Source organism: Kitasatospora sp. NE20-6, from assembly GCF_045862635.1.
Window position 1 is genome coordinate 101,876 of sequence record NZ_BPRL01000020.1, and the last position, 20,267, is coordinate 122,142.

The following is a 20,267-nucleotide window of genomic DNA, read 5'->3' on the forward strand; positions in this document are numbered from 1 at the left end:
GTGTCGTCCTCGGGTGTGTGATGCGAGCGGGCCGGCGGGTCGCCCCGGCGCCGGGTCGGGGCGCCGGGGGCGGGCCGGGCCCGAGGGATCAGCTCTGCGGGGGCTCGAACTTCGACGTGCGCTCCATGCCCGCCGCGCGGCCCTTGCCCGAGATGACCAGGGCCATCTTGCGGCTGGCCTCGTCGATCATCTCGTCGCCGAGCATCGCGGAGCCCTTGGCGCCGCCCGCCTCGGAGGTGCACCAGTCGTAGGCGTCGAGGATCAGCTCGGCGTGGTCGTAGTCCTCCTGCGCGGGCGAGAAGATCTCGTTCGCGGCGGCGACCTGGTCCGGGTGGAGCACCCACTTGCCGTCGAAGCCCAGCGCGGCGGCGCGGCGGGCCACGGCCTTGTAGCCGTCGGCGTTGCGGATCTGCAGGTACGGGCCGTCGATGGCCTGCAGGTCGTTGGCGCGGGCGGCCATCAGGATGCGCATCAGGATGTAGTGGTACGCGTCGGCGTCGTAGCCGGGCGGCTGCTCGCCGACGACGAGCGACTTCATGTTGATCGAGGCCATGAAGTCGGCCGGGCCGAAGATGATCGTCTCCAGCCGGGGCGAGGCGGTCGCGATCGCGTCGACGTTGATCAGGCCCTTGGCGTTCTCGATCTGCGCCTCGATGCCGATCTTGCCGACCTCGAAGCCCATGGTCTTCTCGATCTGGGTGAGCAGCAGGTCGAGCGCCTTGACCTGCTCGGCGTCCTGCACCTTCGGCAGCATGATGCAGTCGAGGTTGGGGCCGGCGCCCTCGACGACCGTGATGACGTCGCGGTACGTCCAGTGGGTGGTCCAGTCGTTGACCCGGACGACCTTGGTCTTGGCGCCCCAGTCGCCGTTGTTCAGCGCGTCGACGATGTTGTGCCGGGCGCTCTCCTTGACCAGCGGGGCGCACGCGTCCTCCAGGTCGAGGAAGACCTGGTCGGCGGGCAGGCCCTGGGCCTTCTCCAGGAAGCGCGGGTTGCTGCCGGGTACGGCCAGGCAGGAACGGCGGGGCCGGAGGCGGTCGGTGGTGGTCATGAGGGTGGTACGTCCTTCCCGGTCAGCTGCTCGCGTGGGTGCTCGCGGCCCACGGCTGGAGCCTGTTGGCGAGCCGGATCTCGTCGACGATCCGGCCGATGATGGTGGTGATGCCGAAGTCCTTCGGTGTGAAGACCGCAGCGACACCGGCGGCCTTCAGAACCTCGGCGTCCGCTGCCGGGATGATGCCACCGACGATCACGGGCACATCCTCCACCCCTGCACGCCGCAGGCGCTGCAGCACGTCGGGCACCAGCTCGGGGTGGGCGCCGGAGAGGATCGACAGCCCCACGCAGTGGACGTCCTCCGCCACGGCGGCGGAGACGATCTGCTCCGGGGTGAGCCGGATGCCCTGGTAGACCACCTCGAAGCCGGCGTCGCGGGCGCGGACCGCGATCTGCTCGGCACCGTTGGAGTGGCCGTCCAGGCCGGGCTTGCCGACGAGCAGGCGCAGCTTGCCGGTGCCGAGCTCCGCGGCCGTCGCGGCGACCGCCTCGCGGACGGCGGCGAGCTCGCCGCCGGGCTCGGCCGCGACGGCGACCGGGGCGCCGCCCACGCCGGTGGGTGCGCGGTACTCGCCGAACACGTCGCGCAGGGCGAACGACCACTCGCCGGTGGTCACGCCCGCGCGGGCGCAGGCGAGGGTGGCGGGCACCAGGTTGTCGGTGGTGGCCGCGGTGGCCTTCAGCCGCTCCAGGGCGGCCTGGGCGGCGGCCTCGTCGCGTTCGGCGCGCCAGCGCTCCAGGCCGGCGAGCACGGACCGCTCGGAGGCCGGGTCGACGACCATGATGGCCGTGTCGAGGTCGGCCGTCAGCGGGCTCTCCTCGGTGGTGTCGAAGCAGTTGACCCCGACGATCCTGTCCTCGCCGGCCTCGATGCGGGCGCGGCGGGCCGCGTGCGAGGAGACCAGGTTGGACTTCAGGTAGCCGGACTCGACGGCCGGGATGACCCCGCCCATGCCCAGCACCTTGGCGATCTCCGCCTCGGCGCCGGCCAGCAGCTCGGCGGTCTTGGCCTCGATCACCTCGGAGCCGTTGAAGATGTCGCCGTACTCCAGCAGGTCCGACTCGTAGGCGAGCACCTGCTGGATGCGCAGCGACCACTGCTGGTCCCACGGGCGGGGCAGGCCGAGGGCCTCGTTCCACGCGGGGAGCTGGACGGCGCGGGCGCGGGCGTCCTTGGAGAGCGTGACGGCGAGCATCTCCAGCACGATCCGCTGGACGTTGTTCTCCGGCTGGGCCTCGGTGAGGCCGAGCGAGTTGACCTGCACGCCGTACCGGAAGCGCCGCTGCTTGGCGTCCTCGATGCCGTACCGCTCGCGCGTGACCTTCTCCCACAGCCGGGAGAAGGCCCGCATCTTGCACATCTCCTCGACGAAGCGGACGCCCGCGTTGACGAAGAAGGAGATGCGGCCGACGACCTCGCCCATCCGCTCGGCCGGCACCTGGCCGGAGTCGCGGACGGCGTCGAGGACGGCGATCGCGGTGCACATCGCGTACGCGATCTCCTGGACGGGGGTGGCCCCCGCCTCCTGCAGGTGGTAGCTGCAGATGTTGATCGGGTTCCACTTGGGGAGGTTCGCGACCGTGTAGGCGATCATGTCGGTGATCAGCCGGACGGACGGTCCCGGCGGGAAGACGTGCGTCCCGCGGGACAGGTACTCCTTGACGATGTCGTTCTGGGTGGTGCCGGTGAGCTTGGCGACGTCGGCGCCCTGCTCCTCGGCGACCACCTGGTAGAGCGCCAGCAGCCACATCGCGGTGGCGTTGATCGTCATGGAGGTGTTGGTCCGTTCGAGCGGGATGCCGTCGAACAGGGTGCGCATGTCACCGACATGGCCCACCGGCACGCCGACCCGGCCGACCTCGCCGCGGGCGAGGACGTGGTCGGAGTCGTAGCCGGTCTGGGTGGGCAGGTCGAAGGCCACGGAGAGGCCCGTCTGACCCTTCGCCAGGTTCCGCCGGTAGAGCGCGTTGGAGTCGCTCGCGGTGGAGTGGCCTGCATAGGTCCGCATCAGCCACGGACGGTCGCGGTCCGCCATCAGATGTTCCGGAAGCGGTTGATCGCGTCGAGGTGCTTGGCGCGGAACTCGGGGTCGGAGACGCCGAGGCCCTCCTCGGGGGCGAGGCAGAGCACGCCGACCTTGCCCTGGTGCTTGTTGTGGTGCACGTCGAGGGCGGCCTGGCCGGTCTCCTCCAGGGAGTAGACCTTGGACAGGGTGGGGTGGATCTTGCCCTTGGCGACGAGGCGGTTGGCCTCCCACGCCTCGCGGTAGTTGGCGAAGTGCGAACCGACGATGCGCTTGAGCGACATCCACAGGTAGCGGTTGTCGTACTGGTGCATGAAGCCGGAGGTGGAGGCGCAGGTGACGATGGTGCCGCCCTTGCGGGTGACGTAGACGGAGGCACCGAAGGTCTCGCGGCCCGGGTGCTCGAAGACGATGTCGACGTCCTCGCCGCCGGTCAGCTCGCGGATCCGGCCGCCCAGGCGCTTCCACTCGCGCGGGTCCTGGGTGTTCTCGTCCTTCCAGAAGCGGTACGCCTCGGCGCTGCGGTCGATGATCGCCTCGGCGCCCATCGCCCGGCAGATGTCGGCCTTCTGGTCGTTGGAGACCACGCAGATCGGGGTGGCGCCGCCGGCCAGCGCGTACTGGGTGGCGTACGAGCCGAGGCCGCCGCTGGCGCCCCAGATCAGCACGTTGTCGCCCTGCTTCATGCCGGCGCCGTTCTGCGACACCAGCTGGCGGTAGGCGGTGGAGTTCACCAGGCCGGGGGAGGCGGCCTCCTCCCAGGTGAGGTGCTTCGGCTTGGGCATCAGCTGGTTGGTCTTGACGAGGGCCAGCTGCGCCAGGCCGCCGAAGTTGGTCTCGAAGCCCCAGATGCGCTGCTCCGGGTCCATCATCGTGTCGTTGTGGCCGTCCGAGGACTCCAGCTCGACCGAGAGGCAGTGCGCGACGACCTCGTCGCCGGGCTTCCAGGCGTTGACGCCGGCGCCGGTGCGCAGGACGACGCCCGCGAGGTCGGAGCCGAGCACGTGGTACGGCAGGTCGTGGCGCTTGGTGAGCGGGGAGAGCCGGCCGTACCGCTCCAGGAAGCCGAAGGTGGAGACCGGCTCGTAGATCGAGCTCCACACCGTGTTGTAGTTCACGGCGCTCGCCATGACGGCGACCAGCGCCTCGCCCGGGCCGAGCTCGGGGAGGGCGACCTCGTCCAGGTGGAGCGACTTGCGGGGGTCCTTGTCGCGGCTGTCGAGGCCCGCGAACATCTGCTCCTCGTCCTTGTGGAGCGTCACCGCCCGGTAGGACTCCGGCAGCGGGATCGCGGCGAAGTCCGCCGAGGTGCTGTCGGAGCTGAGGATCGCGTCGAGGATTTCGTTCATGGCTGCCTCCGAAGGCGTACCTGTGTGAGGGCACAGGGCGTCTGGGGGAGCCGGGAGCGGACACCGGCTTCGCTGAGGGTCTGTGGGTGGAAGGAAGCGACGGCCCGAGGTGTGGAGTGTCGCCCGGATGGTGCTGGCCCCCGAGGTCTGGGGACGCCGGACACGGCGCGCCGAGGTGGGGAGCCGCGGCGCCGCGACTGGTGAGTAACACGTTAATGGCACCCTGTGCCACGCGTAAAGACACCGGGTGTCACCAGTTCGAGTGATGTAAATCGCTGTTCGACGCCGGCCGGCCCGCCACGCGCGACGGCCCGCCCCGGAGATCCGGGACGGGCCGTGGAAACTGCTGTGACCTGCGGTGATGTGGGGTTCAGGCTGTTCGGGGGGTGCTGAGGGCGGACCTGATCGAGTCCAGGACGAGGTCGAGCGGGGCGTCGGTGCGGGCCACTGTGATGAGCACCTCACCCCCGGGGCTGGCGCTCAGGGCGCTCACCGCGGCCGCCTCCAGCGCCGAACCGCCCTCCCCACTGGCACCGGGTGCCACCACGGCACCCCGGCGCCGCACGCCGCTCGGCGGCGTCGCCCAGAAGGTGCGCCGGATGACCTCGAAGGAGTGGTCGAGCTGCGCCTCCACGTCACCCAGGCCGCCGGCCCGCAGCCAGCGCCGCAGCACGTGGTTGTGCGCCGCGACCACGGCTGCCGCGGACACCTCGGCGAGCATCGAGTCGTCGTCCCCGCCGTGCTGCCAGCCCGGCGGGATCTGCTCGGAGGCGTCGAACCGGCCCAGCAGGTAGCGGGTGAACAGCCGCTCGTACCGCGCCACGACCGCGATCTCCCGCTCGCGCAGCGCCGGCACCTGCCGGATCAGCTGGTAGCGCGCCACCGAGACGCCCGGCGTGGAGGCGTACATCCGCAGCACCTCCTTGATGCCGCGGCAGACCACGTCCAGCGGGTGCTCGTCCTGCTCGGCACTGGCCAGCAGGTCGGCGACCCGGATCAGGGTGTCGTCGTGGTCCGGGAAGATCGCCTCTTCCTTGGAGCGGAAGTAGCGGAAGAACGTCCGCCGCGCCACGCCCGCCTCGGCGGCGATCTGATCCACCGTCGTCTCTTCGTAGCCCTGGTTGGCGAACAGGTCCATCGCTGCCGATGCCAGCTCCTGGCGCATCTGCCGGCGCTGGGCCGCTGCGCGCCGGCTGCCTGCCCCGCCCTCGGCGGGGCGCGCGGTGTCCGCGGGTCCGCGCGACGGCCGGGCCGGCGCGGACGACTCTTCCCGATCCATGCCCGGAACGCTACACGTCCCCGGCGCCGCCCCGGCCGGCCTCACCCGCCGGACCGGTGCCACCGGCGGCACCGGCGCCGGCCGGGGCCAGCGCGGCGCGGCCCGGGCCGGGTTCCACACGGGCCCGCCGCCCGGTCCGACGGTGCTCCGAGGCGCTCTGCCCCCTGGCTCGGTGTTCATCTGCGACTCCTTGCAGCGACGGCGGCCGGTCGTGTCCGTGTGGTGCGGTGCGGCCGCCGCCGCGCGCCCGGGGGCTGCGCGGCGACGGCCCCGGGGTCAGCGCCGGGCGTGGTCGCGGAAGCCGCGGCCGGTCTTGCGGCCCAGGCAGCCGGCCGCGACCAGGTGCTCCAGCAGCGGCGCGGCGGCCAGGCCGGGCTCGCGGAACTCCTGGTGCAGCACCTTCTCGATGGTCAGCGAGACGTCCAGGCCGACGACGTCCAGCAGTTCGAACGGGCCCATCGGGTAGCCGCAGCCGAGCTTCATCGCGGTGTCGATGTCGTCGACGGTGGCGTAGTGCTCCTGCAGCATCCGCACCGCGTCGTTCAGGTAGGGGAAGAGCAGCGCGTTGACGATGAAGCCGGCCCGGTCGCCGCACTCCACCGGGTGCTTCCTCACCTTCGTGCACAGGTCCAGCACGGTGGAGGTGACGTCCGGGGAGGTCAGCACGGTCGAGACGACCTCGACGAGCTTCATGGCCGGCGCCGGGTTGAAGAAGTGCATGCCGATCACGTCGTGCGGCCGCGAGGTGGCGGTCGCGCAGCTGATCACCGGCAGGCTGGAGGTGGTGGTCGCGAGCACCGCACCCGGCTTGACGATCTTGTCGAGGGTGGCGAAGAGCTCCCGCTTGACCGCCAGGTCCTCGGCGACCGCCTCCACGACGAGGTCGACCCCGGCGAGGTCCGCGTAGCTGCCGGTCGCCGTGACCAGGGCGAGCGCCGCGTCCCGCTGCTCCGCGGCCAGCCGGCCGCGCGAGACCGAGCGCTCCAGCGACTTCGCGAGCTGCGCCTTGGCGCGGTCGGCCTTCTCCTGGCTGCGTGCCGCGAGCAGCACGGGCAGGCCCGCCTTGGCGAACACCTCGACGATGCCGGTCGCCATCGTGCCGGAGCCGCAGACGCCGACGCTCGCCACCGGACGGCCGGCGACCCGCGCCGCCCCGACCGCCGAATCCTCCGCGACGGCCCGCGACGAGCCGGGCGCGTCGTACGCGTAGAAGCCGCGGCCGGTCTTGCGGCCGAGCAGACCCGCGGCGACCAGCTGGCCCAGGATCGGGGCCGGCGCGTGCAGGCGGTCCCGGGACTGCTCGTACATCGCCTCCAGCACGGTGCGCGCGGTGTCGATGCCGATCAGGTCGAGCAGTGCCAGCGGGCCCATCGGCAGGCCGCAGCCGAGCCGCATCGCCGCGTCGATGTCCTCGCGGGTCGCGTAGCGCGACTCCAGCATCGCGGCGGCCTGGTTGAGGTAGGCGAAGAGCAGGCCGTTGACGATGAACCCGGCCCGGTCGCCCGCCGCGACCGGCTCCTTGCCGAGCTCGCGGGCGAACGCGGCGGCCTCCTCCGCGGCCTGCGGGGACGTCAGCACGGTGCGCACGACCTCGACCAGCTTCATGGTGTGCACCGGGTTGAAGAAGTGCAGGCCCAGCACGCGCTCCGGGCGGGCGGTGGCGGCGGCGATCCGGGTCACCGACAGTGCGGTGGTACCGGTCGCGAGCACCGTCTCCGGCGGGCAGATCCGGTCGAGCTCGGCGAAGATCTCCCGCTTCAGCTCCAGCTGTTCGGGCACCTCCTCGATCACGAGGTCGGCGGTGGCGGCGGCGTCGAGCCGGTCGCCCACGGAGATCAGGCCGAGCAGGGCGGTGCGCTCCGCGTCGGTCAGCCGCTCGCGCCGCACCGCACGTGCCGTGGCCTCCTCGATCCGGCCGAGGGCCCGGCCGGCGGCGTCGGCGTCGGCCTCGATGCCGATCACCCGGCGGCCGCTCTGCGCGATGGCCACGGCGATGCCGGCACCCATGGTGCCGAGACCGACGACGGCGACGGTGGGGAAGGGACGCTCCATTGTCCAGACTCCTTGAAATGGGGCCCCGCGCCGCTCTCCGGCGCGGCCGTGCCGCTCGGCGGCGAGCGTCGGCCGGTGCGCTGGAGGAGGGTGTGGCGGCGCGGGAGTGCGGGAGGGCGGGTACGGCTCCGCGCGGCACGGACCGGTCCGCTCCGGTCGTGCCGCGGGTGTGCCGAAGTGCTCAGGCGCGCTGAGGGAAAGGGCGGGTCGGCGCGTGAGTGCTGCGCCGTGAACGGCCCGGAGGGCCGGTGACCACACACCCGGGCGACCGCGTCATGCCGCGGTGCCGACCACGCCGGTGCGGCTCCCGAGGCCCGGCGCTGGTGCGTGCGGTCACTGTAGCGGAGTTACTGCCGGGTAGGAAGAGTGCTTCGGGCCCGGGGAAGGTCGTGCGCGTCGTAGCGTGGCCGCGCCGCCGGAAGGAGGAGACCATGACCGTCATGACGACGGATCGGCCCCAGATGGAACGTGACGCCTTCGAGGCCATCGCCATGACCGCCGCCCGGGAGGACGTCACGCTCGAACTGATCAACGGCAGGCTCGGAGTCAAGCCGGTGCCCGACGGCGACCACGGTGAGATCGTCATGTGGCTGTTGGAGCGCTGCCTGCAGCAGCGACCGGATCTCAACCTCTACCCCGAGCAGGGCCTCAAGGTGGAGAGCTGCCGCAGCGGCCGGGCCCGGCCCGACGGCGCGCTCGCCCCGGTGGGCACCTTCGCCGGCCAGGGCGAGTGGGCGGAGCCGCAGGGAGTGCTCATGGTCGTCGAGGTGACCTCCCACGACGCGGATGCCGACCGGCGGGACCGGGTGGAGAAGCCCGCCGCGTACGCCCGCGCGTACATCCCCGTCTACCTGCTGGTGGACCGGGACGCCCGGTCGGTGACGGTGTTCAGCGAACCGGAGCACGGTACGTACACCAGTGCGGTCACCCTGTCGTACGGCCACACCGTGGTGCTGCCCGAGCCGGTCGGCGTCACCCTCGACACCGAGGACCTCAAGGCGTACGTGCGCTGAGCGCGGACGCGGAACGGCCCGCCGGGAGATCCCCGGCGGGCCGTTCGTGCGTGCGGTGCGGCGTCAGTGCGCCATGACCGGGATCGCGTCCTCCTTGGCGACGCCCTCGCCGGAGGCGGACATGTCCGGCCTGCCGGTGTTGATCAGGATGCCGGCGGCCGCGGCGGCGAGCACCAGGATGCCGAACGACCACCAGATCGCGGTCGAGAAGCCGTGCACCATGCCCTGCAGCTGGAGCAGCTGCTGCGGGGCGCCGTCCTTGGCGTGCGAGGCGAGGTACGCGGTGGTGGCGCTGGCCGCGATGGTGTTGAGCAGCGCGGTGCCGATGGCGCCGCCGACCTGCTGCGAGGTGTTGACCATCGCGGAGGCGACGCCCGCGTCGCGCGGCTGGACGCCGTGCGTGGAGAGGCTCATGGCGGGCATGAACGCGGTGCCCATGCCGAGGCCCATGAGGATCAGACCGGGCAGGATCAGCGCCGGGTAGGAGCTGCCGACGTCGATCTGGGTCAGGATCAGCATGCCGATGGAGGCGGTCAGGAAGCCCGGCACCATGAGCAGCCGCGGGGCGACCCGGGTCATCAGACGGGCGCCGATCTGGGTCGAGCCGGTGATCATGCCCGCGACCATCGGCAGGAAGGCCAGGCCGCTGGTCACCGGGGAGTACCCGAGGACGACCTGCAGGTAGTAGGTCAGGAACAGGAACAGGCCGAACATGCCGATGATGGCGAGGCCCAGCGAGAGGTAGACACCGCCGCGGTTGCGCTCGGTGATGACGCGCAGCGGCAGCAGCGGCGCCGCGACCCTGCTCTCGACGACGGCGAACGCGCTCAGCAGCACGACGGCGGCGACGAAGAAGCCGATCGTGGTGGCGGAGGCCCAGCCGTCCGACTCGGCGCGGGTGAACGCGTAGACCAGCGAGACGAGACCGGAGGTGACGAGCAGCACGCCCGGGATGTCCAGGCGGTTGCGGTTGCGGCCGCCCGCGGGCTCGGTGATCACCAGGACCGCGCCGGCGATGGCGACGGCGGCGAACGGGATGTTGACGTAGAAGGTCCAGCGCCAGTTCAGGTACTCGGTGAGCAGGCCGCCGAGGATCAGGCCGATGGCACCGCCACCGCCCGCGATGGCGCCGTAGATGCCGAACGCCTTCGCGCGCTCCTTGGCGTCGGTGAACATCACGGCGAGCAGCGACAGCGCCGCCGGGGCGAGCAGGGCGCCGAAGACGCCCTGGAGGGCGCGGGAGCCGAGCAGCATCGGCGTGTTGACGGCCGCGCCGCCGAGGGCCGAGGCGAGCGCGAAGCCGACGAGGCCGACGGTGAAGGTGCGCTTGCGGCCCCACAGGTCGGCGATCCGGCCGCCGAAGAGCAGCAGCCCGCCGAAGGCGAGTGCGTAGGCGGTGATCACCCACTGGCGGTTGCCGTCGGAGATCCCGAGGTCGTGCTGCGCGGACGGCAGGGCGATGTTCACGACGGTCGCGTCGAGCACGACCATCAGCTGGGCCAGGCCGATGAAGGCGAGAGCCTTCCAGCGGCGCGGATCGGCCTGGAGGCCGGTGTCGGACATGGGGGTACCCACTAACGGTGCGAGGAGAGCGATGGGGACGGTCAGCCGGCGCGCTTCAGGTCGTCGAGCGACACGGGGCGGCCGGGAAGTGCTGAGGGTGCCGGTGCACGCAGGCCGTCCAGGAAGACCTGCAGGTGCCGGTGGAGGAACTGGTCGAGGTCGATGCATCCGGTGCCCGGGATCGGGCGGGTGAGCTGGGTGACACCGAGGAAGTAGTCGCCGACGCCGATGTCGGAGCGCAGCTGCCCGGATGCGTGGGCGCGCGCGATCAGTTCCGTGGTGGCCTGCTTCAGGCGCAGGCGGGCGCTCTCCAGCTCGGGGTCGTCATGGTCGATGTGGTCGGCGATCATCGGGCAGAGTGCGCCGATCCGCTCGTCCGCGGCGGTGTGCGTGAAACGGCTGAGCGCCTCGAAGGCGTCCGGCTCGTGGAGCCCGGCCTCGGCGTGTTCCAGCACCCGTGACAGGACGGACAGCGTGACGTGGTGCAGCAGGTCGCGGCGGTCGGCGAAATGACGGTACAGCGTCGCGTTGCCGACGCCGGCCCGGCGGGCGATCTCGTCGAGCGGAGCCTCCGCGCCGATCTCGACGAGCGTCTCCCGCGCGGCACCGATGATGCGCGCACGGTTCCGGCTGGCGTCCGCGCGGAGCCGCGGGCCGGCCGGACGGCTGCTGACGGTGGTCATGCGGACTCCTTCCCATTCCGGGGAGTCTCTCCCCGTTTGTGCGGACGATGGTCTAAACGGGGAAAGAGTCCCCGTTGATTCCCGATAGAACGTGAGCTGCGTCACACAGGGGGAATCGGCGCAAAGGACAAAGAATAATTCACCCGTGGGGGCGGCCGCCGCGGTGCGCCCCCGGCCCGCCGCGCACGACGGCGGCAGCATGGTCGCCATGGGCCCAGCACAGGACACCGCCGGCAGCACCGCACCGGGCGACCGCAGCACTGCCGCCCCGACCGCGGACGACCGGGCCGCGGACGCCCCGACCACTGCCGCCCCGACCGCGGACGACCGGGCCGCGGACGACCGGGCCGAGCAGGCGCACCGCGCCGCGGCCGGGCTGACCGCGGCCGGCATCGACGCCGTCGCCCTCGCCTGGGTCGACAACGCCGGGATCACCCGCGCCAAGGCCGTGCCGGTGGCACGGCTCCCGCACGCCGTCCGCCACGGCGTCGGCGCCTCCCCCTGCTTCGACTCCTTCCTCCTCGACGACTCGATGGCACCCGGCGGCGGCCCCGTCGGCGACCTCCGGCTCGTCCCCGACCTGGACGCGCTGACGCCGCTCGCCGCCCAGCCGGGCTGGGCCTGGGCCCCCGTCGACCGCCGCACCCAGGCCGGCGGGCCCCACCCGGGCTGCCAGCGCCTGTTCGCCCGCCGGGCCGAACAGGCGCTCGCCGCCCGCGGCCTGGAGGTCCTGGCCGGCTTCGAGACCGAATGGACCGTCGAGGAGCAGGACACCACGCGGGAGGCCGCGGACGACACGGGCGCCGCCTACGGCATGGACCGCCTCGTCGCCCGCTCCGACTACCTCCGCGCCGTGCTCCGCGCACTCACCGCGCAGCGGCTCGACGTGCTGCAGATCCACCCCGAGTACGCACCCGGCCAGTTCGAGGTGACGGTCGCGCCCGACACCCCCGTCCGGGCCGCCGACACCGCGCTGCTCGTCCGCCAGACCGTCCGGGCCGTCTCGGCGCGGCACGGGCTGCGGGCCTCCTTCGCCCCGGTGGTGGCCGAGGGCGGCGTCGGCAACGGCTGCCACCTGCACCTCAGCCTCTGGCAGGACGGCCGCAACCTCGGCAGCGGCGGGCCGGGCCGCCACGGCCTCACCGCCCGGGCCGAGGCGTTCCTCGCCGGGGTGCTGGAGGCGCTGCCCGCCCTGCTGGTGCTCGGCGCGCCCAGCCCCGCCAGCCGCCTGCGGCTCGTCCCCGGGCGCTGGGCCGGCCCGTACCGCTGCTGGGGGCTGGAGAACCGGGAGGCCGCGCTGCGCCTGATCACCGGCTCGGCGCCGGAGCAGGCCAACGCCGAGATCAAGTGCTTCGACGCGGCCGCCAACCCCTACCTCGCGGTCGGCGGTGTGCTCGCGGCCGGCCTCGCCGGCCTCGACGCGGGCCTGCGGCTGCCCGAGGAGGTGCCCGGCGACCCCGCGCTCGCGCACGGCGTCGAACGGCTGCCGCACGACCAGGCGGCCGCCCTCGCCGCCTACCGGGCCGACGGCGCGCTCCGGGCCGCGATGGGGGAGGAGCTGTACCGGGCGGTGCTGGCCGTCCGCACGGCCGAGACGGCGCTGTTCCACGGGCGCGACGACCGGGAGGTCATCGCCGCCACCCGCCGGCGGTACTGACCGGTGCTCGTCGACCAGCACTGCCACGGCGTGGCCGTCGCCGACCTCGACGAGGCGGGGTTCGGCGCACTGATCACCGAGTCCGACCGGCCGCCCGCGCCGGGCACCTCCCCCTTCGACAGCGCGATCGGGCTGGCGGTGCGGCGCTGGTGCCCGCCGCTGCTCGAACTGCCCCCGCTCGCCGGATCCGCCGCCTACCTGGAGGCCCGCCGGGCCGCCGGGGCGGACTCCGTGACCCGCCGGATGCTGGCCGCCGCCGGCTTCACCGACCTGCTGGTCGACACCGGCCTGACCGAGGCGGGCGGCCTGCCGCTGCTCCCGCCGGACGGGCTCGCGGCGCTCGCCGGCGCCCGGGTGCACGAGGTGGTGCGGCTGGAGTCGGTCGCGGCGACCGTCCGCTGCGCCGCCCCGGCGTGGCCGGAGGCGGTCGGCGAGGCGCTCGCCGCGGCGTGCGCGGGGGCCGTCGCGGTGAAGTCGGTGCTGGCGTACCGCTGGGGGCTGGACGTCCCGGCGGCCCCGCCGACCCGGGCCGAGGTGGTGCGGGCGGCCGGGGCCCGCACGGACGGGCCGGTCACCGACCCGGTGCTGCTGCGCCACCTGCTGTGGCAGGGGGTCGCCACGGGGCTGCCGGTGCAGCTGCACACCGGCTTCGGCGACCCGGACCTGCGGCTGCACCGGGCCGATCCGGCGCTGCTGGTGGATTTCGTGCGCGCGGTCGAGCCGTCCGGGGTGCCGCTGGTGCTGCTGCACGGCTACCCGTACCACCGGCAGGCGGCGTGGCTCGCGCAGGCGTTCCCGCACGTGTACGCGGACGTCGGCCTCACGCTGTCGTACGCCGGGCCGCGGGCCGCGGCGGTGCTCGGCGAGGTGCTCGAACTCGCCCCGTTCGGCAAGGTGGTGTTCTCCACCGACGCTTACGGCCTGCCGGAGCTGTACGCGGTCGGTGCGGGGCAGTTCCGGCACGCGCTCGCCGCGGTGCTGGACGGCTGGCTCGCCGACGGCGCCTGCACGGAGGCCGACGCGGCGCGGATCACCGGGCTGCTGTCCTGCGGCAACGCCCGCCGGCTGTACGGGATCTGACAGCCGGCGGGCGGGGTGGATCAGCCGATCGCGAGGAAGTGGTTGCGCAGGCCGACGCCGAAGTTGGTCGGCGTGCCGTCGTAGTTGCTGATCAGCGACGGGCCGGAGCCGCAGTCCCAGGTGTTCCACGTCCAGCCGAGGTAGCTCAGCTTCTTGGCGTCGAACCAGGCCATCACCTGGTCGATGAAGCCGTGACTGCAGGTGTTCTCGCCGATCTCACCGGCCACCAGCGGCACCTGGGCCGCGACCGGGGAGAGCGTCGAGTCCCAGCAGGACGCGGTGGAGCAGGTGTTGAAGTTGTACACGTGCCAGGCCGCGGCGAGGTTGCCGGTGGAGTCGGTCGGCTTGTAGGTCAGCCACTGGCCGAGGTCGTTCGAGTAGGCGAGGCCGCCGAGCAGGATGACGTTCTGGGCGCCGGTCGCGCGGACGGTGTTGACCAGCGTCTGGAAACCGCTGACCGGGTAGGAGATGCCGGGGCAGGCGCTGCCGCCGTCGCGCCAGCAGAGCCAGCCCTGGGTGGTGGACGACTCGGAGCGGTCCGGGTAGGGCTCGTTGAACAGGTCGAAGACGATCTGGGTGGAGCCCTTGAAGGTGTCGGCCACGGAGGTCCAGAACGGCACCGCGTTGGCGCCCGGCATCGGCTTCTGGCAGGTGGCGTTCACGTCGGAGCAGCCGGACGAGTTGCCGGTGTACTGGCCGCGGCTCCAGTGCATCTCGACGATCGGGGTGAGGCCTGCGCCGCGCAGGGCGTCGACCCATCCCTTGATCGCCGTACGGTAGTTGGCGCCGCCGTAGGCCGCGTTGACGTTGGAGGTGCCGAGCCAGCAGTCCTCGTTGAGCGGGACGCGCACGGCGTTGACGTGCCAGCTCTTGATGGCGTTGATCGCGGCGGTGTCCACCGGGCCGTCGAAGAAGCCGTAGCCCTGGACGCACATGAACTCGGTGCCGGAACGGTTGACGCCGTGCAGCGTGACGGCCGCGCCCGAGGCGTCGACCAGCTTGTTGCCCGAGACGTGCAGGGCGGGCGCCGTGCCGGTGCCGCCGCTGGGGGAGGCGGACGCGCTGGGCGAGGCCGAGGTGCTGGCCGAGGCGCTGGGGGAGGCCGAGGTGCTGGGCGAGGCGGACGCGCTGGGCGAGGCCGAGGCGGACGGCGACGGCGACGGGCTGGCCGACGTGGGCGAAGCGCCGTTGCAGGCAAGGCCGTTGACGGCGAAGGCGGTCGGCGCGGTGTTGGTGCCGCTGTAGGCGAAGTTGGCGCCGGCCGTCGCGTTGCCGCCCGCCGGGATGGTGGCGGCGTACGAGGGGTTGACGACGGTGACGTTCTTGCCGGACTGCGACCAGACGCCGTTCCAGCCGGTGCCGGAGAGCGTCTGGTTGCCGGCGTAGGAGTAGGTCAGCGACCAGCCGTTGAGCGCGGCGGTGCCGACGTTGTTGATCTTGACGTTGGCAGTGAAACCACTGCCCCAGTCGTTGACGGTGTAGTCGACCGTACAGGCCGTGGTGGCGGCCGACGCGGTGCCGGGGCTGATGACGGCCAGCCCGGCGGCGGCGGTCGCGACGAGCGCGGACCCGAGGGCCAGGGCGGTGCTGCGGAGGGACATTTCCGCTCCTCGTGAGAGTGCATTGTGGGCGCGCTCCCACAGGCCCGCCCAGAAACATAGCCAGCGGCAAGGGAGTTGCCAAGCCTCTCCGCTGCGCAATCTCTTGACACGCCCTTGGCGCTTCCTCATCCTTGGGAGCGCTCCCACAGAACCTGTACCGAATCGAGCGCGTGTGCATCGCCGCCTCGCCGTCGAATTCCCCCACCCGCAGGAGCCGTGAATGGCACCCCCCACCCCTTCCCGGACCACCAGGCTGTCCACGCTCGGCGTCTCCCTCGCCGTGCTCGCAGCCGGTCTCACCACGATGGTCGCGAACCCCGCCGTGGCCGCCGCGGTCCAGTGTTCCGTCGACTACTCCGTCAACGACTGGGGCAGTGGTTTCACTGCCAACGTCAAGATCAACAACGTCGGCACCGCCGCGCTCAACGGCTGGTCGCTGACCTACTCCTACGCCGGCAACCAGACGCTCTCCGGCACCGGCTGGAACGGCGTCTGGTCGCAGTCCGGCAAGAACGTCACCGTCGTCAACCCGTCGTACGCCGCCACCATCCCGGCGGGCGGCAACGCGACGGCCGGCGCCAACTTCGCCTACAGCGGCACCAACACCGCGCCGACCGCCTTCGCCGTCAACGGCCTTGCCTGCAACGGTGCCCACACCGCGCCCACCGTCGCGCTCACCAGCCCCACGGCCGGGGCGAGTTACGCCGCGGGCGCGACCATCCCGCTGGCCGCGAGCGCGAGCGCGGCCGACGGCGCCACCATCAGCAAGGTGGAGTTCTACGACAACACCACGCTGCTCGGCACCGCCACCAGCGCGCCCTACACCTTCAGCTGGACGGGCGCCGCCTCCGGCAGCCACTCCGTCTACGCGAAGGCGTACGACAGCCTGGGTGCCACCAGGGAGTCGACCCCGGCGGGCGTCACCGTCGCGGCCGGGCCGTCGATCACCGCGGTGCCGACCACGCTGTCCGTGACCCAGGGCAAGACCGGCACCTTCGCGCTCAAGCTGTCCTCGCAGCCCACCGCGAACGTCACCGTCACCACCACCCGCACCGCGGGCAACACCGGGCTCGCCGTCAGCGGCGGCGCGACGCTGACCTTCACCCCGTCCAACTGGTCGACCGCGCAGACCGTCACGCTGACGGCCGACGCCGCCTCCACCGGTTCGGCGACCTTCACCTCGGCGGCCACGGGCTACACCAGCTCCGTCGTCACGGTGACCGAGCTCGCGGCCGGCACCGGCGTCTACGACGACCGGTTCCTGCAGCTCTACAACAAGATCAAGGCTCCGGCCAACGGGTACTTCTCGCCCGAGGGCATCCCGTACCACTCGGTGGAGACCCTGCTCGTCGAGGCGCCCGACCAGGGCCACGAGACCACCTCCGAGGCCTACAGCTACCTGCTGTGGCTGGAGGCGCAGTACGGCCGGGTCACCAAGGACTGGACGAAGTTCAACTCGGCGTGGACGCTCATGGAAACCTACATGATCCCCACGCACGCTGATCAGCCGACGAACTCGTTCTACAACGCGAGCAAGCCGGCCACCTACGCCCCCGAGCACCCGCTGCCGAGCGACTACCCGTCGCAGATGGACAGTGCGGTCACGCCGGGCAACGACCCGATCGCGGCCGAGCTGAAGAGCGCCTACGGCACCGACGACATCTACGGCATGCACTGGCTGCAGGACGTCGACAACGTGTACGGCTACGGCAACTCGCCCGGCAAGTGCGAGGCGGGCCCGACCGACACCGGTCCGTCCTACATCAACACCTACCAGCGCGGCCCGCAGGAGTCCGTCTGGGAGACCATTCCCCAGCCGACCTGCGACAAGTTCACCTACGGCGGCAAGAACGGCTACCTCGACCTGTTCATCAAGGACACGAGCTACGCCAAGCAGTGGAAGTACACCGACGCCCCGGACGCCGACGCGCGCGCCATCCAGGCCGCCTACTGGGCCGACACGTGGGCCAAGGCCCAGGGCAACGGCACGCAGGTCGCGACCACCGTCGCCAAGGCCGGCAAGATGGGCGACTACCTGCGGTACTCGTTCTTCGACAAGTACTTCAAGCAGATCGGCAACTGCACCAGCCCGACCGCCTGCCCCGCGGGCAACGGCAAGACCAGCGAGCACTACCTGCTCTCCTGGTACTACGCCTGGGGCGGCGCCACCGACAGCAGCGCCGGCTGGTCCTGGCGCATCGGTGACAGCTCCGCGCACGGCGGCTACCAGAACCCGATGGCCGCGTACGCCCTGGTGAACAACGCCGCCCTGGCCCCCAAGTCGGCCACCGGCAAGACCGACTGGACCACCAGCCTCGGCCGCCAGGTCGAGTTCCTGCAGTGGCTGCAGTCCAGCGAGGGCGCGATCGCCGGCGGTGCCACCAACAGCTGGGACGGTGCCTACGGCACCCCGCCGGCCGGCACCCCGACCTTCTACGGCATGTCGTACGAAGAGGCACCGGTCTACCACGACCCGCCGTCCAACCAGTGGTTCGGCTTCCAGGCCTGGGGCGTCGAGCGCCTCGCGGAGTACTACTACGCGAGCGGTGACGCCAAGGCCAAGGCCGTGCTCGACAAGTGGGTCACCTGGGCGCTCGCGAACACCACGTTCAACGCGAACGGCACCTTCAAGATCCCGTCCACGCTGGCCTGGACCGGCAAGCCCGACACCTGGAACGCCACCACCCCGGGTGCCAACACCGGCCTCCACGTGAGCGTCGTCGACTACACCCAGGACGTCGGCGTCGCGGGCTCCTACGCCAAGCTCCTGGCGTACTACGCCAAGAAGTCCGGCAACGCCGCGGCGAAGACCGCCGCGCAGAAGCTGCTCGACGGCATGTGGGCCAACAACCAGGACGCCCTCGGCGTCTCGGTGCCGGAGACCCGGACGGACTACAGCCGGTTCAACGACTCCGTCTCGGTGCCCTCGGGCTGGACGGGCACCATGCCCAACGGTGACCCGATCAACTCGTCGTCCACCTTCCTCTCCATCCGCTCCTTCCTCAAGAACGACCCGGACTTCGCCAAGGTCCAGACCTACCTGAACGGCGGCGCCGCGCCGACGTTCACCTACCACCGCTTCTGGGCGCAGGCGGACATCGCCACCGCGCTCGCGACGTACGGTGAGCTGTTCAACTCCTGACGCACCGACAGGACAGGTGCCCGGCCCGACTGACAGCGGGCCGGGCACCGCCGTTTCCGTGTGTGCATTCCGTGTACGCCTGCCTCTTGCGCGTGACCGTGATCTTTCAATAGCGTCCGAACACTCACGTGCCCGCCGTCGAACACGGCGTGCACACCACGAAACTCGGGAGGGTCAACCCCTATGAGTGTTCCCCGGATACGCCGGACCAGGTCGGTGGCGCTGGGCATCGCCCTCGCCGCGGCGGGCACCCTCGCCCTGCCGTCCGCCACCGCATCGGCAGCCGGCTCCGCGGAAGCGCCCGGCCCGCTGCTCAGCTACGTCGTCAACACCAGGGCCGACCACGGCCACGTGAAGAAGGCCGAACGCGAGATCGCCGCACTCGGCGGCACCGTGGTGGTCTCCTACGAGCAGATCGGCGTCGTCGTCGCCCGTTCGACGGACGCGCAGTTCGCCACCGAGCTCCGGAAGTCGAAGGCCGTCGAGTCGGTCGGTGCCAGCCGCACCGCCGGCATCGTGCAGGCCAACGACGTGGAGGTGGCCGAACCGGCGACCGTGCCCGCGGCGGCCCCGGCCGACGGCTCCGAGCCGCTCTGGGCCAACCAGTGGGACATGCGCCAGATCGGCGTCGACAAGGCCCACGCCACCACGCTCGGCAGCCGCCGCGTCGTCGTCGGCATCCTCGACTCCGGCATCGACGCCACCCACGAGGACCTCGCCGCCAACGTCGACGCCTCGCTCTCCGCCTCCTGCATCAACGGCGGCAAGGCCGACACCTCCTGGCAGTCCTGGCAGCCCACCACCAGCGACCACGGCACCCACGTCGCCGGCACCGTCGCGGCCGCCAAGAACGGCAAGGGCATCGAGGGCATCGCCCCCGGCGTCCGCCTCGCCGCGGTCAAGGTCGTCGACGACGGCGGCTTCATCTACCCCGAGTACGCGATCTGCGGCTTCGTCTGGGCCGGTGAGCACCACTTCCAGGTGACCAACAACAGCTACTACATCGACCCGTGGCTGTTCACCTGCAAGAACGACCCCGACCAGGCCGCCATCACCACCGCCGTCAAGCGGGCGGTCGCCTTCTCGCAGCGCAAGGGCGTGCTCAGCGTCGCCGCCGCGGGCAACGAGAACATCGACCTCGCGCACAAGACCACCGACACCACCAGCCCGGACGACACCACGCCGGTGCCCCGCCCGGTCGACGGCTCCTGCCTCTCGCTGCCCACCGAGCTGCCCGGCATCGTCGCCACCTCGTCCGTCGGCGTGAAGGGCGACAAGTCCTTCTACTCCACGTACGGCTTCGGCAAGGTCGCCGTCGCGGCCCCCGGCGGCGACTCCCGCTACCAGCTGCCGGACACCCCGGACAAGAACGGCCGGGTGCTCTCGACCGTGCGCGGCAACCGGTACGCCTACATGCAGGGCACCTCGATGGCGTCCCCGCACGCCGCCGGCGTCGCCGCCCTGCTCGCCAGCACCCACCCGTGGGCCGGCCCGGACCAGCTGCGTGCCATGCTGCTGCACCAGGCCTCCGAGCACGCCTGCCCGACCGCGCCCTACGACCCGAGCGGCGACGGCGCCTGGTCCGCCGTCTGCGAGGGCGGCCTGCACGACAACGGCTTCTACGGGGCGGGCGTCGTGGACGCCGCCGCGGCCGCCCAGTGGTGGCGCCTGTGAGCCGTCACCACGGCTAGGTGAGGACACCTGCCCCGTCCGGGACGTCGCGCCCGGGCGGGGCAGCGTGGTTCCAGGGGCGGCGTGGTTCCCGGGG

Annotated in this window: 13 protein-coding genes; 5 read left to right on the top strand and 8 right to left on the bottom strand. The window is 72.1% G+C overall.

The window, feature by feature from the left end:
* Window positions 1-88: 88 nt before the first annotated feature.
* The 5 genes from SNE206_RS17660 to SNE206_RS17680 all read right to left on the bottom strand — a co-directional run bounded on the left by SNE206_RS17660 (window position 89) and on the right by SNE206_RS17680 (window position 7,760).
* The gene (locus tag SNE206_RS17660) at window positions 89-1,051 is read right to left on the bottom strand and encodes an HpcH/HpaI aldolase/citrate lyase family protein (RefSeq protein ID WP_407914338.1); all 963 of its coding nucleotides are present in this window, start codon (window positions 1,049-1,051) and stop codon (window positions 89-91) included.
* A gap of 22 nt (window positions 1,052-1,073) precedes the next feature.
* The gene (locus SNE206_RS17665) at window positions 1,074-3,092 is read right to left on the bottom strand and encodes a protein meaA (protein WP_407914339.1); all 2,019 of its coding nucleotides are present in this window, start codon (window positions 3,090-3,092) and stop codon (window positions 1,074-1,076) included.
* Window positions 3,092-4,429, bottom strand: coding sequence for a crotonyl-CoA carboxylase/reductase (gene ccrA, locus SNE206_RS17670; protein WP_407914340.1), 1,338 nt, complete (start codon window positions 4,427-4,429; stop codon window positions 3,092-3,094). Before ccrA ends, SNE206_RS17665 begins: the two co-directional genes overlap by 1 nt.
* 370 nt (window positions 4,430-4,799) lie before the next feature.
* A complete protein-coding gene (locus SNE206_RS17675; RefSeq protein ID WP_405011105.1) occupies window positions 4,800-5,708 on the bottom strand; it encodes a TetR family transcriptional regulator in 909 nt (302 codons plus the stop codon).
* A 276-nt stretch (window positions 5,709-5,984) separates the two neighbouring features.
* A complete protein-coding gene (locus tag SNE206_RS17680) occupies window positions 5,985-7,760 on the bottom strand; it encodes a 3-hydroxyacyl-CoA dehydrogenase family protein (RefSeq protein ID WP_407914341.1) in 1,776 nt (591 codons plus the stop codon).
* A 431-nt stretch (window positions 7,761-8,191) separates the two neighbouring features.
* On the opposite strand from SNE206_RS17680, the gene SNE206_RS17685 reads away from it, so the two are divergent.
* Window positions 8,192-8,773: a Uma2 family endonuclease gene (locus tag SNE206_RS17685; protein ID WP_407914342.1), complete on the top strand. Its 582-nt coding sequence runs from the start codon at window positions 8,192-8,194 to the stop codon at window positions 8,771-8,773.
* 63 nt (window positions 8,774-8,836) lie between these two features.
* Here SNE206_RS17685 and SNE206_RS17690 read toward each other — a convergent pair whose 3' ends face one another.
* Window positions 8,837-10,336, bottom strand: a complete 1,500-nt coding sequence (locus tag SNE206_RS17690; RefSeq protein WP_407914343.1) for an MFS transporter — start codon at window positions 10,334-10,336, stop codon at window positions 8,837-8,839.
* Window positions 10,337-10,377: 41 nt separating this feature from the next.
* Window positions 10,378-11,019, bottom strand: a complete 642-nt coding sequence (locus tag SNE206_RS17695; RefSeq protein ID WP_407914344.1) for a TetR/AcrR family transcriptional regulator — start codon at window positions 11,017-11,019, stop codon at window positions 10,378-10,380.
* Between the two features lie 208 nt (window positions 11,020-11,227).
* On the opposite strand from SNE206_RS17695, the gene SNE206_RS17700 reads away from it, so the two are divergent.
* Window positions 11,228-12,676: a glutamine synthetase gene (locus tag SNE206_RS17700; RefSeq protein ID WP_407914405.1), complete on the top strand. Its 1,449-nt coding sequence runs from the start codon at window positions 11,228-11,230 to the stop codon at window positions 12,674-12,676.
* Between the two features lie 3 nt (window positions 12,677-12,679).
* Complete coding sequence (locus tag SNE206_RS17705) at window positions 12,680-13,756, top strand: amidohydrolase family protein (RefSeq protein WP_407914345.1); 1,077 nt, start codon at window positions 12,680-12,682, stop codon at window positions 13,754-13,756.
* 20 nt (window positions 13,757-13,776) lie between these two features.
* Here SNE206_RS17705 and SNE206_RS17710 read toward each other — a convergent pair whose 3' ends face one another.
* Window positions 13,777-15,357: a cellulase family glycosylhydrolase gene (locus SNE206_RS17710; protein WP_407914346.1), complete on the bottom strand. Its 1,581-nt coding sequence runs from the start codon at window positions 15,355-15,357 to the stop codon at window positions 13,777-13,779.
* A gap of 220 nt (window positions 15,358-15,577) precedes the next feature.
* Here SNE206_RS17710 and SNE206_RS17715 point away from each other — a divergent pair, with 220 nt between their 5' ends.
* Together SNE206_RS17715 and SNE206_RS17720 are read left to right on the top strand one after the other, a co-directional pair.
* Window positions 15,578-18,499, top strand: a complete 2,922-nt coding sequence (locus tag SNE206_RS17715) for a glycoside hydrolase family 48 protein (RefSeq protein WP_407914347.1) — start codon at window positions 15,578-15,580, stop codon at window positions 18,497-18,499.
* Window positions 18,500-18,682: 183 nt separating this feature from the next.
* Window positions 18,683-20,173: a S8 family peptidase gene (locus SNE206_RS17720; RefSeq protein ID WP_407914348.1), complete on the top strand. Its 1,491-nt coding sequence runs from the start codon at window positions 18,683-18,685 to the stop codon at window positions 20,171-20,173.
* The last annotated feature ends 94 nt before the right edge of the window (window positions 20,174-20,267 follow it).

Bases quoted from the DNA above. Each gene is read 5' to 3' on its own strand.
- SNE206_RS17685 (WP_407914342.1), top strand. From the start codon at position 8,192: ATGACCGTCATGACGACGGATCGGCCCCAGATGGAACGTGACGCCTTC.
- SNE206_RS17675 (WP_405011105.1), bottom strand. From the start codon at position 5,708: ATGGATCGGGAAGAGTCGTCCGCGCCGGCCCGGCCGTCGCGCGGACCC.
- SNE206_RS17715 (WP_407914347.1), top strand. From the start codon at position 15,578: ATGGCACCCCCCACCCCTTCCCGGACCACCAGGCTGTCCACGCTCGGC.
- SNE206_RS17680 (WP_407914341.1), bottom strand. From the start codon at position 7,760: ATGGAGCGTCCCTTCCCCACCGTCGCCGTCGTCGGTCTCGGCACCATG.
- SNE206_RS17720 (WP_407914348.1), top strand. From the start codon at position 18,683: ATGAGTGTTCCCCGGATACGCCGGACCAGGTCGGTGGCGCTGGGCATC.
- SNE206_RS17695 (WP_407914344.1), bottom strand. From the start codon at position 11,019: ATGACCACCGTCAGCAGCCGTCCGGCCGGCCCGCGGCTCCGCGCGGAC.
- SNE206_RS17700 (WP_407914405.1), top strand. From the start codon at position 11,228: ATGGGCCCAGCACAGGACACCGCCGGCAGCACCGCACCGGGCGACCGC.
- SNE206_RS17710 (WP_407914346.1), bottom strand. From the start codon at position 15,357: ATGTCCCTCCGCAGCACCGCCCTGGCCCTCGGGTCCGCGCTCGTCGCG.
- ccrA (WP_407914340.1), bottom strand. From the start codon at position 4,429: ATGAACGAAATCCTCGACGCGATCCTCAGCTCCGACAGCACCTCGGCG.
- SNE206_RS17660 (WP_407914338.1), bottom strand. From the start codon at position 1,051: ATGACCACCACCGACCGCCTCCGGCCCCGCCGTTCCTGCCTGGCCGTA.
- SNE206_RS17665 (WP_407914339.1), bottom strand. From the start codon at position 3,092: ATGGCGGACCGCGACCGTCCGTGGCTGATGCGGACCTATGCAGGCCAC.
- SNE206_RS17690 (WP_407914343.1), bottom strand. From the start codon at position 10,336: ATGTCCGACACCGGCCTCCAGGCCGATCCGCGCCGCTGGAAGGCTCTC.